The sequence below is a fragment of the Hyphomicrobium sp. genome (assembly GCF_019744875.1).
Classification (GTDB): Bacteria; Pseudomonadota; Alphaproteobacteria; order Rhizobiales; family Hyphomicrobiaceae; genus Hyphomicrobium_C.
Genome location: NZ_JAIETU010000009.1, coordinates 1 through 11882, shown reverse-complemented (window position 1 = coordinate 11882; position 11882 = coordinate 1). Strand labels below are relative to the sequence as shown.

Below are 11882 nucleotides of genomic sequence, written 5' to 3'. Positions count from 1 at the left end.
ACTGTCCGATGGATGCCTTTGGAATGCTGGAGTCGTCGACGCATAGAGTCGACCCATAAGTGCGCGCAGAGACGCTTAGCGTATATCTGTGCCCGTTCTATGTCCTGACCCCAAAAGAGCGAATGAAGCGGTCGAAGGCACACAACGTCTACCTGTCGCAGCAGGCCATCGACATCTTCATCGCGCTAAAAACCTGCGCGGGCAATTCGCGCTATGTCCTTCCTTCGCGATACGACGCTGACGCACCGATGTCGCGGGCGACATTCAATCGGATCACGACTGCGGTCGTCGTCAGGGCGAAAAAGGAGGGGCTGCCGCTCGAACCGTTCACTGTTCACGATCTGCGGCGCACAGGTTCTACCCTGTTGAATGAGCTGGGCTTCAATAGCGACTGGATCGAGAAGTGCTTGGCGCATGAGGACGGAAGGTCGTCGCGTGGCGTCTACAACAAGGCGGAGTACGAGCATCAACGCCGCCATATGATGCAGGAGTGGTCCAACCTGTTGGAAGCGTGGGTTTTGGGTCAGAAGTATCGTCCGATGCTGCTCCCGGCCACGATGGAGTTGCTTGAGTTGGAGCCTAGTGTTTGACGGGCCGCGAACGGCGCAGCCTCACGTCGGGGCTTGGAGCACGTTTGATGGCATTTGCGCGAGAGGCGTGGCGCCGAGCGTCGAGCCAGGCTTCGACCTCTGCCAAGTCCCAGACGACGCAGCGTGAGGTGAGATAGAAGCGCTGCGGGAATTCTCCTCGCTGCTCCATGTCGTAGATCGTGCTGTCGGCAAGCGGCACGATCTCTCGTAACTGCTGCCGGCGAATTGTTCTTCGGGCGACATGTGGGGTAGCGCTCATACCGTATCTCCACTTCTTTGCTCTTGTGGAGATAGAAGGCGATAGATCTTCCGCTTTGAAGCCCGCGCGTGAACGTGTGCGGTAATATCGGGCTTTAGCGTGTAAATCGGACGGATGGTCTCAACGGGCAAGTGTCGTCTGGGAGCGTCGGCCGACCCTTCGGCTCTTGTTCGAACCGGCGCCAACCCCGGAATTCCAACCCGGTGGAACCCGCGATTCACTTCAAAATCCAGTTCCGAGAGGAGTGCCGATTCGACCCCGGCCACCCGCACCATCACTTAGTGTTGCCCTCCGAAAATGGAGGCCACACGTTCGAATCGTGGCGGGCTTAGCCACTCAAATATGTCACCGCCTGGCCACTATCGGCGGTTCCCAGCTTCATTGCTGAACTGACAGCATTCAGGTCGCTGATCTTCCAGTGGCATTGGCATTTCTTGATTGGGACGTACCAGTTCTATGGATGATCGTCCGCCCTGAGCGATCGCCACCGTGCGCTGCAGACCGCCCGAATCGTTGCGATTAACGGGCCCGCCGTTCGTTCGCAGGCTTGACGACATCAAGCTCGACGTCCTGCCGCGCCACAGATACATCGCATGCGCAAGTCGGGCCGGCATCCACTCGATTGGATGATGCCCTGCGCCAACGCATCACGGCGTAGCCAATGGCTGCGGCCAAGAATGCCAGCACGGCGGTCAATGCAAGACCCTGTCCGCTAAGCCAGCCCACGACACCACCTACCGCCGAGCCGATAAAAAGCGGCCCAAGGCAGCAAAGCGCGACCAATGGCGCGACGACAATCGCGGTCATAAGCCCAGCTGCTGGCCTTTCGTTCACGAAACCTCACTTTCCGCGCTGGTGGCGCCGCCAAGCCATCTGTGCGGCGCTGCTCGTTGGTTCACATTGACGATCATCACATTAGGACTGCTACACCCTGTACTAAATACAGGGTCAATACGGAAGTTGATCCGATTGGCTGGCCCGCGAGCTTCACCATGTCTGCGCCCGCGCTCCTGGTGGCGCATCGCCGACGAAGCGTCTAGCGACGTCGAAGCTCCGCGCGTGCCAGTTCGGCGTCCTTAACGAGTAATAGAGCCAAATGCGTCCGTCCTCGGTGATTACAGAAGACGCAAAGGCAGTCAGAGCATGTAGCCGATATCCGAGGCGCCGGTGGGATACGCGAACATCGTCGTCTTCAGATTGTCGGCCGTTAGGTCGTGGCGGATCGCAAGCGCAAACAGATTGATCACTTCATCGGCGTGCGGTCCGACAAGATGTGCGCCTAGGATACGCCCGGTGTCGTCCTCCACTATCACCTTGAAGCCATAGGTCTTTTCTGCGGCCTGGCGGGCAGTAAACCAGTCGGACGCCTTCTGGGACATGGTCTGGAATTTCAGGCCCTGCTGACGTGCTTCGTCCTCGCTCAGTCCGACGGCAGCGATCGGCGGGATCGTGAAGGCCACGCTCGGCACACCGCGATAGTCGGGTGTATGCCGATTGCCCTCCAGAAGGTTAGCGGCGACCACCTTGGCGTCGTGGCTAGAGACAGGAGTGAGCGGCGGCCCCTTCTGTGCCGCATCGCCGGCGGCGTATACGGCTGGGTTGGAGACGCTCTGTAGGTGCTCATTCAGCTTGAGCCGGCCGTTCTCCGTGGCGATGCCGCCGACCTCAAGATCAAGCCCGTCCAGCGAGGGTGCCCGGCCGGCCGCATGAACAACGAGGTCGGCCTCAAAAATTGCGCCTCCACCTTCTGATGAGGTGTGGACGACAAAGCCCGCTCCCTTCTTCTCAATCGCCTCTACAGTGGTCCGCAGGCGCACATCGACCCCGATCTCGGCGAATTTGTCCATGAGCCAACCGACAAGGTCAGGATCAAAGTGCGTGAGCATCCGCTCGCCACGTTGAAGAATGGTCACTTGCGCGCCTGCGCGAGCGGCGATGTGGGAGAATTCTGACGCTATATAGCCGCCGCCGACCAACACGATGCGTTGGGGCAGCCGCTCCATTGCCAGAAAGTCCTCATTGGTGGCGAAATACTCTTCACCGGGAATGTGCAGCTTTATCGGCTCGGCGCCCGCAGCAATCAAAACGTGACGGGCTTCAAGGCTCTCGCCACCCACTGTCAGACTGTTCTGGCCTACGAAGCGCGCATGACCGTGATAGCTATGGATGCCCTTTTCTTTGTAACGATGTTCGTGCTTCTCGGGGATCGGGTCGGTGAAGGTACGCTTGAAGGCGATCAATTCGGGCCAGGCGATATGGACGTCGCCGGCAACGCCATTGCCGCTCATGCGCCGGACATGGTCGACAGCCGAGGCGGCGCCGACAAGCATCTTTTTCGGGTCGCAACCCCGCAGGGAGCAGGTGCCGCCGAAAGGCCGGTGGTCGATGACAGCCACGCTCCAGCCCGCTGCGCGCACGCGCATCGCGGTGGCTATGGCTGCCGTGCCGGTTCCTATGACTACAAGGTCGAATTGGTTCGCCATTCGTCTCTCCTACTTATTCGCCGTGGGCGCATTACCGAGCTGACTTTCGCAGCCGCAACCAGGCTCCAACGGCGAAACGGCTGACAATTTCCGCGGCCTCAACGGTGCCCCGCATCGCCAACGTCTGGATATGACGAAAGCGCATCGAGGATCGGGCATTCCGGAACGGCGTCACCCGAACACTGCGCGGCGGTTTGGGCTAAAATTTTTTCGATCCGCCTGAGGTCTGCGATCTTTGCGCGAACATCACTGAGGTGGTGCTCGGTACGCTCTTTGACCTCCCCGCACGTCTGTTTGCCGCCGTCGACCAACTCTAAAAGGCCGCGGATTTCCTCGATGCTGAAACCGAGTTCGCGTCCACGCATGACGAAGCGGAGGCGCCGGACATGGGCTTCGTCATAAATGCGGTAGTCGTTGGCGCTGCGCGGCGGCTCGGGAAGAAGTCCAATTTTTTCGTAGTAACGGACTGTCTCTAAATTAGACCCGGTCCGACGCGCTAACTCACCACGTTTGAAACCCCGTCCGATAGCGCGATCCGTCATGACCAAAAAAAACCTCTTGAGCCTGTAGTCACTACAGACCCTATCGTATGGCCGACTCGAATTGAAGGGCTTTTTTCATGAGCGATACCAAACTGGTCGACTCGCCGGATGCGGGAAAGGCTAAGACGCAGGGGTGGCTTGCAGCTGGTGGGATCATCGGTGCGATCCTTGCGTCTAGCTGCTGCGTTGTACCGTTCGCCTTGTTCACGTTGGGAATCAGCGGCGCCTGGATCAGCAACCTGACGGCCCTCGAGCCCTATCAGCCCATCTTCGCCGCCGTGACGATTGGTTTCCTAGGCTACGGATTCTATCTCGTTTACCGGAAGCCTAAAGTCGCCTGCGCCGAAGGCTCCTACTGCGCCAAACCCAGCTCGGGTCGCATCGCAAAGATCGGGCTTTGGACGGCTACTGTGCTCGTTATCGTCGCACTCGGCTTCCCGAAACTGGCGCCCTTGTTCCTCTGACCGACCGCTTAACCTGAAGGAGAAAATCTATGTTCCGACGTATCCTCGCAGCGACTGCGCTTACTGTCATGCTTTCGCCTTTCGCGGCCCAAGCCGCCGAAAGAACCATTGTCCTAAACGTCGATAACGCGACGTGCGAACTCTGTGCCCCGATTGTCAAGAAAACGCTCTCCCGCGTCTCGGGCGTAAAGACAGTAATGGTCCAGGAGGCGAACGGAACGTCGCCCGCCGTGGCGACGGTCACCTTCGACGATGCAGTCACTAATGTCGCGACGCTCATTGCGGCGTCGACCAATGCTGGATATCCGGCGCGCGCGACAAAAGGCTGATGACGTGAATAGTCGCGCCCTTTTTCGAACCGGCATCATTGGGGCGGTCGTGGCGGCGCTCTGCTGCGCGACTCCAATCCTTGGGCTCGCGCTAGCAACGATCGGGCTTTCGGCGCTCGCGGGCAAGGCCGATTATGTCCTGATTCCGGTTCTTGTCGCCTCGCTCGGGCTGGTCGGGATCGGGCTCTACCGACGCAACGCATCTACCCCGGCCGTCATCGACTGCTGTGAGACGGATAAGAACACAGGAAAGTTCAAGTCATGAGTGATTGCTGCGCTCCGAGCGCAAAGAACGGGAACGGCCGCTACGACCTCATCGTCGTCGGCGCCGGCTCGGCCGGGTTCTCGGCCGCGATCACGGCGGCCGAACAGGGCGCGCAAGTTGCATTGATCGGCCACGGCACTATCGGAGGGACGTGCGTCAATGTCGGCTGCGTCCCGTCGAAGGCCCTCATCCGGGCCGCAGAAGCGGTGCACCACGCCAACGCCGCACCCAGGTTTGCCGGGATCGCCGCGCAGGCGCGGGTGGCAGACTGGGGTGCGCAGGTCGCCCAAAAGGATGAACTGGTCGCGGGTCTGCGTCAGGCGAAGTACGCCGATCTCCTGCCATCTTATAACAGCGTCGCATATCATGAAGGCCGTGCCCGCCTCATCGATGGCGGCGTCGAAGCCGGTGGCAAGAGCTTCGCGGCGGATCGTATCATCATCGCCACCGGGACCCGGCCTGCGTTGCCAGCGATCCCGGGCATAACGGACATCTCAATCCTCGATAGCACGACGGCGCTGGATCTGACCGCGCTGCCACGCTCGATGATCGTGCTCGGCGGTGGCTACATCGGCGTTGAGCTAGCGCAAACCTTCGCTCGAGTGGGGGTCGAGGTGACGCTAGTCTTCCGCAGCCGCCTCCTGCCGGAAGCCGAGCCTGAGATCGGGGCGGCCCTCGCCGGTTATCTCGCCGACGAGGGTATCAAGATCGTCGGCGGTCTGACCTACGAGTCGATCCGTCGGACGGAGGATGGCGTCGCGCTCACGGTGGTTCGGGACGGACACGCAGAGACGCTTGCGGCCGAGCGGGTTCTCGTCGCGACCGGTCGCGCCCCGAACACCGAAAGCCTTGGCCTTGAACAAGCTGGTATCGCCCGGACGCCCGTGGGGGCCATCGTGGTCGACGACCGGATGCGCACCTCCAAAGCGGGCGTCTACGCGGCCGGCGATGTGACGGGGAAGGACCAATTCGTCTACATGGCGGCCTACGGCGCGAAGCTCGCGGCGAAGAACGCGCTGAATGGCGACAGCCTGCGCTACGATAACGCGGCGATGCCCGCCGTGGTCTTCACCGATCCGCAGGTCGGAAGCGTCGGGCTTACGGAGGCGCAGGCGCGCGCCGCCGGGCACAACGTCCGTACTTCGGTGCTTTCACTCGATAACGTGCCTCGCGCGCTTGCCGCCCGGGACACACGTGGGCTGATCAAGCTTGTGGCAGATGGCGACACCCGCAAGCTGCTTGGGGCACACATCCTTGCGCCTGAAGGCGCGGACAGCATCCAGACGGCGGCAATGGCGATCCGTTGGGGTCTGACAATAGATGACCTCGCGGAGATGATCTTTCCCTATCTGACCACGGTCGAGGGCCTCAAACTTGCGGCGCAGACGTTCGACCGGGATGTCAAGATGCTGTCCTGTTGCGCCGGCTGACAATTGGCCGGGCAATCAGTCGAGGAGAACGTGATGGCGATCGACGCGACAACATCGGAAGAGTTCAGTGTCGAGATCAGGCCGGGCGTATGCCGCCCGGACTGGTCGGCCGTTACCACGCCGGCCGCGCGCCATGCGCTCAGCGGGCGCATGGCGGCGCGGGCGGGACTTTTGGACAAGTGGTCGCAGGCGCTCGAACCGAATGAGGATCTGGTGTGGCGGATCGCCCTCGACCTTTACGCCGAGAACGGTCGGCCGCCTCGTGCTAGCGAGATCGCCGCCTGCTCGGACATCCCAGAGGAACGCGTGCGCGTCGTTCTACACAAGCTGCAACTGCGCGATCTCGTGGGCCTTGAACCCGGCACGGACGCGATCCGCTATGCCTACCCTTTCACGGAGACACAGACAGGTCACCACGTCGTACTGAAGAGCCACACCTTGAACAGCCTCTGCGCCATCGACGCGCTCGGGGTCGCTAGGATGTATCGCAGCGACGTCACGGTCGAGTCCCGCTGCCGGCTAAGTGGTAGAAGCGTCCGGGCGACGACAGGCGATGAGGGTCGTACCTTGCGTAACGTGTCGCCAGCTGGCGCCGTAGTCTGGTACGACTTTGCCTATGAAGGAGGTGCGGCGGCAAACTCTTGTTGCCCGTCGATCGCCTTCTTTTGTTCGGAAGAGCAATTGCGGCGTTGGCTTGATCAGCAGACGCCATCCCGGCACGGCGTCATGTTGGTGATGGAAGAGGCCCTGGAAGTCGGCCGCGCGATCTTTGGTCCAGTTCTGACAGTGCCCGGCCCAGTGTCGGATGAAGAGTCGCAACCACCTTCTAAGTCGAGGAAGGTCGTTCGCTGACAATCGAGCTGCGCCATCTTCGCTACGTTGTTGCAGCTGCAGAGAGCGGGAGCTTTCGACGCGCAGCGAAGGCGCTTACGATTCAGGAGTCCGCCATCAGCCGGCGTATTCGGGATCTGGAAGATGAACTAGGAGCGGCTCTATTCATTCGCCACCATGGTGGTGTGCATCTCACGCAAGCCGGCCAGAGATTTCTCGTCCGCGCTCGCAAGGCCATCGCTCAGATCGGTCATGCCGCCATGGACGTTGGTTCGTTTGGGCGCGGCGAAGAGGGCACCGTGCGCATCGGGATATTTTCGTCGCTCGCATCCGGCTTTCTCGCCGATCTCCTCCGCGCCTATGCTACGGCAAACCCAACCATCCGCCCCGATCTGATTGAAGGCGGGCCCTCCGGCCACATCGCCGCGATTCAACGGCATCACTTGGATGTCGCCTTCCTGACCGGTGAGCCGGTCGCGGACGGGTGCGATCTGGCGCATCTTTGGAATGAACGTGTCTTCGTAGCATTGCCGAGCGATGACGTCCTGTCTCGGAAGCGCGAGATTTCTTGGACGGACCTGCGAGACCGACACTTCATCGTCAGTGAGACCGACCCGGGTCCGGAGATCCACGACTACCTGGTGAAGCACCTCGCTGACCTTGGGCATCACCCCAACGTCGAACGCTACCGTGTCGGCCGAGACAACCTCATGAATCTCGTCGCCATGGGTCAGGGCCTCACGCTGACCAGCGAAGCGACTATTGCGGCGCGCTTTCCCGGCGTCGTCTACCGCCCACTCAGCGAGGAGATTCTGCCGTTCTGCGCGATTTGGTCGCCGCACAATGATAATCCGGCTCTACGGCGGTTGCTGAGCCTGGCCAGAACAATGTCGCGACGATCGAACGCCGTCACAGTGCCGGGACTGATCGCTAATTCTGCGACGTCGAGCCTGAGCTAGCGGACGGGCGCCCGCGTTCGCTGTCGCGTCGCGCCTTCGCGAAACCTCGGTCGGTCGCCATGAATCGCTCGATCATCGGCGAAATCAGCTTCACCGGATCGCCCACGGATCTTCCTGTCTCGCGGGCGAGTACCTGGGCATAGGCCACGAGATCGCGGTGAACCGTGGCCGGCAGTTCGAGCGAGACCTTCACCGGCTTGTCATCGGTGATCGGGCCGAGTTTCAACTTCGCCATGTCAGCCTCCGTAGGGTTCGAGCACCAGATCGCGGGTGACGATCACGCGGACCGGGTATCCAGGTCGAATGGTGAGCGTCGGCGCAACGTTTAGCTGTCGGCCGACGATCTGCTGACCGGTCTGACTGACGCTGTCCGATGCCCCTTGGCGCAACGCGCGCACGATGTCGCTGTCCTGGCCCGAGGATCCTGCCTCGGCACCGACGCTCAGGATGGTGGAGAGCGCGGCGGCCTTGAACAGCTCGCCCCAGTGATAGTCGACGCCATCCTCCAGACCGGCATATCCCTCAGAGTCGGCGCCTGGTTGGCGCTCGAGTACGATCGAGCGTCCGTTCGGCATGATGAGGCGGTTCCAGACCAGCAGCACGCGGCGTTGGCCGAAGCCGACGCCGTTATCATACTGGCCGATCAGTCGGGTGCCTTGGGGCACAAGCAGGATGCGGCCGGTCGGGCTGTCATAGATGTTCTCGGTGACCTGAGCCGTGATCTGGCCGGGCAAATCGGAGCGGATACCGGTGACGAGTGCTGCCGAAATCACCGCGCCGGCCTGCAGGATGTTCGGCGATGCCGGCGCGACGACGCGGTCCGGGGCGATGGTCCGGCGGTCGGTGGCACCGTTGAGGAAGGCGAGCTGGCGATCCTGCGCTGTTGGTGTGGCCGGCTGCGGCGCGAGGCCGAGGCTGGTCAGATCGGGTTGGGGCAGTGGGGGATTGACGGCTGATGTTGCCCCAGCTGCTGCCGCTGTGGGCGCGCCTGTCCTGGTTTCTGTCGAGGCGAACAGGTGCGCCGTGCGGGCAGACTCCAATTCCTGTAGCCGGCGCTGTTCTTCCGCGCTGGGGCCGGGGTTCGGCGCCGCCATGCCAGGAACCGGGACCTGCTGCCCCCGGTTCTGAGCGTTGAGGATGGGACGGCCGAGGTCGCCGGGCAATGGAGGCCCCAGCACCGGCCCCGTATAGTCTCGCGGCAGGCCGGCAAGGCCGTCGGCGGTGGCGCGATTGTCGGTCGAATACAGCTCCTGATTCGACCGGCCGCCGTCGCGGGTCTGGAGAGCGTAGATCAGCGCGCCGCCAATTCCGACGCTGGCGACGAGACCGAGACCGGCCAGTACCTTGCGCGACAAGCGCGTCACGCGTGGCGCCTCGGCGCGCAGCCGCATGGGCGGCGCCGGTTCGCCGGTCAGGGGCTGCTCGATGTTTTCCGGCTCAGGCCGTTCCTCTTGTCCGGTTTCGATCTCGCTCACGATGCCGGCCTCCCGTCGGTGCGGGTGATGCGGACGCGCTTCTGGCTTTTGTCCGAGCCGAAGCGCAGCTCAGCGGCGGCGAACAGCCGATCGACGATCATGTGGTTGCCGCGAACCCGGTAGTTCACCAGCTCGGAGGTGTTGCCGTCAGGGCCGACGACGAAGAGTGGCGGCATCTCGCCCTGACCGATGCCGCGCGGAAACTCGATGAACACCTGGCGGCCGTCGTCGAAGGCGCGGAGCGGTCGCCATGGCGCGCGGTCGCCGTCGATCTCGTAGCGGAAATTGACGCGGGAAATGTCAACGCCGGTGGCGACCGGCTGGGCGGCCTGCGCCTCGGTGTTCTGACGGCGCAGCGCGATCAGCTGATCCTGCGGATACTGCCAGGAGACGGACGCCATATAGGTCCGCTCGGTCGAGCGCAGCTCCATGTAATAGGTGCGCAGGTTGGTGTTGATGACGAGGTTGGTCATCAGCTCGGTGCGGGTTGGCTTCACCAGTATGTGGATCTGTCGCGTCGCGCCCGTTCCGCTTTCGGTGTCGCCGATGATCCAGCGCACGGTGTCGCCGGCGGCCACCGGACCGGAGCCCACGAGCTGCTCGCCGGGCTGGAGCGCGATGTCGGTGATCTGTCCGACGGCGGTGTAGACCTGATACAGCGCGCCTTGTGTGAACGGATAGACCTGCATCGAGTTGATGAAGCCGTTGCGTACCGGCTGAATGCGAGCCGCGGCATTGGCCAGGTTGACCCGGGCTGTCGGATCGGCCGGCTCCGGCGCGCTCCGCGTCGTTTCGACCGGCTTCATCTGGCCGGGTAGCGGCAGTGGCCGGGGCAGTTCGACCACGGTGACGGGTGCTGGCGGATCGACCGTCTGCACGGCCGGCGCGGCGCTGTCATAGCTGATCTCGGGCGGCTTCTGCGTCGTGGCGCAGCCGGCGAGTGCGGTCGTCGCGAGCAGGATGAGCGGCAACCCGGCTTTACGCACCGATGATGCGGATGTGTGTGAAGCCGGATTTCCGGCTTTACGGAAAGACGACTTCATTGTCCCAGCTCCCGTGACCAATTGATGGCGTTGACGTAGATTCCGAGCGGATTGGCCCGGAGTTTTTCGGCGTCGCGTGGCGGCTGCACGACGATGGTGAGGATGGCGGTCCAGCGTGAGGTCTCGGCAAGCGCGCCGTCCTGATAGCGGTGCTCGACCCAGGCGACGCGGAAACTCGTGGGGGAGGCGCGGATGACGGACGAGACATCTACCGAGATTTGCTGCTTGCCGACCTTGGTGAAGGGGTCGTTGGCGCGGGCATAGTCGTTGAGCGCCATCGCGCCGGCCGAAGTTGTGAACTCATAGGCGCGCAGCCAGTTTTGACGGACGATGATGGCGTCGGTGGGGATCGAGCGAACCTGCTCGATGAAGCGGGCGAGATGCCAGGCCATCTGCGGATCGGTCGGTTGATAGTCGGCGGTGGCGGGCGCGACGGCCTGTGCCTGGCCGAGGCGATCGACCTGCACCACCCAGGGCACGATCGTTCCGCGCGCCGATTGCCAGACCAGCGCCGAAGCGAACCCGGCCGAGAGAATCAGCGAACCGAACGCCATCAGCCGCCAGTTCTTCGCCTGGACACGGGCCGAGCCGATGCGTTCGTCCCAGACCTGGGCGGCGCGCTGATAGGGCGTCTCGGGTTCGGATGATTTGCCGTAATGGGTTGCCGGTCGTTTGAAGAGGCTCATCAGCGGTCGCTTTCGGAAAGGTTGATGGAAGAGCCGCCGCCGTGACTGTCGCCGGAGCGAACGGCGTGCGCGGCGGCCTGGACGCCGTGCGTGATGTTCTGGGAGCGCTTCATGCGCTTGGCCCAGTCGGGCGGTCCCTGACGGGAAGATGCGCTCTGGCCAGCGGCGGTGGCGTCAGCGGCCTCGGTGTTGCCGCCGATCGTGCCCGCGGTCGAAGAACCACCGGTTGCCTCGAAGGCGGACTTGGCGCCGGCGGAAAAGCTCGACTTCATGCTGTCCGCTGCGCGCGACGCGGCGCGTTTCAGCGGAGAGGCGGCCGCCGACGCGCCAGCGCGGGCGACGCCGCCGAGGCCGGAAGCGACACCCGCTGCACCGGACTGGCTAGCCGCGCCGAGGCTATAGGCGGTGGACGCTCCGCCCGCGAGAGCCGCGCCGGGGCACGCTGCCAGCGCGACCAGCGTTAGAGAGAATGCCGATAACATCACTTTCAGGATCGGTCCTGAAATCGCTCGGCCACGCGGGCCCG

Annotated in this window: 14 protein-coding genes and 3 pseudogenes; 8 read left to right on the top strand and 9 right to left on the bottom strand. The window is 62.9% G+C overall.

From position 1 onward, the window contains the following. Positions 1 to 110: 110 nt before the first annotated feature. Positions 111 to 590, top strand: a pseudogene (locus K2Y42_RS17695) (site-specific integrase); the annotation flags it as partial. On the opposite strand, the gene K2Y42_RS17690 reads toward K2Y42_RS17695, so the two are convergent. The 4 genes from K2Y42_RS17690 to K2Y42_RS17675 all read right to left on the bottom strand — a co-directional run bounded on the left by K2Y42_RS17690 (position 580) and on the right by K2Y42_RS17675 (position 3874). Further along, complete coding sequence (locus K2Y42_RS17690) at positions 580 to 849, bottom strand: AlpA family phage regulatory protein (RefSeq protein WP_010185526.1); 270 nt, start codon at positions 847 to 849, stop codon at positions 580 to 582. The pseudogene K2Y42_RS17695 and the gene K2Y42_RS17690 sit on opposite strands and share 11 nt — an antisense overlap. 519 nt (positions 850 to 1368) lie before the next feature. Next, a complete protein-coding gene (locus K2Y42_RS17685; protein ID WP_291154962.1) occupies positions 1369 to 1656 on the bottom strand; it encodes a hypothetical protein in 288 nt (95 codons plus the stop codon). A 329-nt stretch (positions 1657 to 1985) separates the two neighbouring features. Beyond that, entirely contained in the window at positions 1986 to 3332 is a 1347-nt protein-coding gene (locus tag K2Y42_RS17680; RefSeq protein ID WP_291154960.1) for an NAD(P)/FAD-dependent oxidoreductase, read from the bottom strand. A gap of 98 nt (positions 3333 to 3430) precedes the next feature. Beyond that, entirely contained in the window at positions 3431 to 3874 is a 444-nt protein-coding gene (locus K2Y42_RS17675) for a helix-turn-helix domain-containing protein (RefSeq protein ID WP_291154958.1), read from the bottom strand. Positions 3875 to 3951: 77 nt separating this feature from the next. On the opposite strand from K2Y42_RS17675, the gene K2Y42_RS17670 reads away from it, so the two are divergent. The 7 genes and pseudogenes from K2Y42_RS17670 to K2Y42_RS17645 all read left to right on the top strand — a co-directional run bounded on the left by K2Y42_RS17670 (position 3952) and on the right by K2Y42_RS17645 (position 8152). Further along, positions 3952 to 4338 carry a mercuric transporter MerT family protein gene (locus K2Y42_RS17670; RefSeq protein WP_291154956.1) on the top strand — a complete coding sequence of 129 codons (387 nt, stop codon included), beginning with the start codon at positions 3952 to 3954 and terminating at the stop codon, positions 4336 to 4338. 29 nt (positions 4339 to 4367) lie between these two features. Next, positions 4368 to 4667, top strand: coding sequence for a cation transporter (locus tag K2Y42_RS17665; RefSeq protein ID WP_291154955.1), 300 nt, complete (start codon positions 4368 to 4370; stop codon positions 4665 to 4667). Continuing rightward, positions 4633 to 4932: a mercury resistance system transport protein MerF gene (merF, locus tag K2Y42_RS17660; RefSeq protein WP_291154953.1), complete on the top strand. Its 300-nt coding sequence runs from the start codon at positions 4633 to 4635 to the stop codon at positions 4930 to 4932. The genes K2Y42_RS17665 and merF overlap by 35 nt, the downstream gene beginning before the upstream one ends. Continuing rightward, positions 4929 to 6362 (top strand): mercury(II) reductase, encoded by a 1434-nt coding sequence (gene merA / locus K2Y42_RS17655; protein ID WP_291154951.1) that lies wholly within the window; start codon positions 4929 to 4931, stop codon positions 6360 to 6362. The genes merF and merA overlap by 4 nt, the downstream gene beginning before the upstream one ends. 33 nt (positions 6363 to 6395) lie before the next feature. Then, positions 6396 to 7214 carry an organomercurial lyase gene (gene merB / locus K2Y42_RS17650; protein ID WP_291154949.1) on the top strand — a complete coding sequence of 273 codons (819 nt, stop codon included), beginning with the start codon at positions 6396 to 6398 and terminating at the stop codon, positions 7212 to 7214. Then, a pseudogene (locus K2Y42_RS21310) lies at positions 7211 to 7390 on the top strand (LysR family transcriptional regulator); the annotation flags it as partial. The gene merB and the pseudogene K2Y42_RS21310, both read left to right, overlap by 4 nt. A gap of 63 nt (positions 7391 to 7453) precedes the next feature. Then, the gene (locus K2Y42_RS17645; protein ID WP_366512422.1) at positions 7454 to 8152 is read left to right on the top strand and encodes a LysR family substrate-binding domain-containing protein; all 699 of its coding nucleotides are present in this window, start codon (positions 7454 to 7456) and stop codon (positions 8150 to 8152) included. Here the strand turns inward: K2Y42_RS17645 and K2Y42_RS17640 are convergent. The 5 genes and pseudogenes from K2Y42_RS17640 to K2Y42_RS17620 all read right to left on the bottom strand — a co-directional run. Next, positions 8124 to 8387 (bottom strand): DUF2274 domain-containing protein, encoded by a 264-nt coding sequence (locus tag K2Y42_RS17640; protein ID WP_291154948.1) that lies wholly within the window; start codon positions 8385 to 8387, stop codon positions 8124 to 8126. The genes K2Y42_RS17645 and K2Y42_RS17640 overlap by 29 nt on opposite strands. A 1-nt stretch (position 8388) precedes the next feature. Then, a complete protein-coding gene (locus K2Y42_RS17635; protein ID WP_291154946.1) occupies positions 8389 to 9627 on the bottom strand; it encodes a TrbI/VirB10 family protein in 1239 nt (412 codons plus the stop codon). Then, positions 9624 to 10670 (bottom strand): P-type conjugative transfer protein TrbG, encoded by a 1047-nt coding sequence (trbG, locus tag K2Y42_RS17630; RefSeq protein ID WP_291154944.1) that lies wholly within the window; start codon positions 10668 to 10670, stop codon positions 9624 to 9626. The genes K2Y42_RS17635 and trbG overlap by 4 nt, the downstream gene beginning before the upstream one ends. Then, on the bottom strand, positions 10667 to 11356 hold the full coding sequence (trbF, locus tag K2Y42_RS17625) for a conjugal transfer protein TrbF (RefSeq protein WP_291154942.1): 690 nt from the start codon (positions 11354 to 11356) through the stop codon (positions 10667 to 10669). Before trbF ends, trbG begins: the two co-directional genes overlap by 4 nt. Beyond that, positions 11356 to 11882: pseudogene (locus tag K2Y42_RS17620) on the bottom strand (P-type conjugative transfer protein TrbL); the annotation flags it as partial. The gene trbF and the pseudogene K2Y42_RS17620, both read right to left, overlap by 1 nt.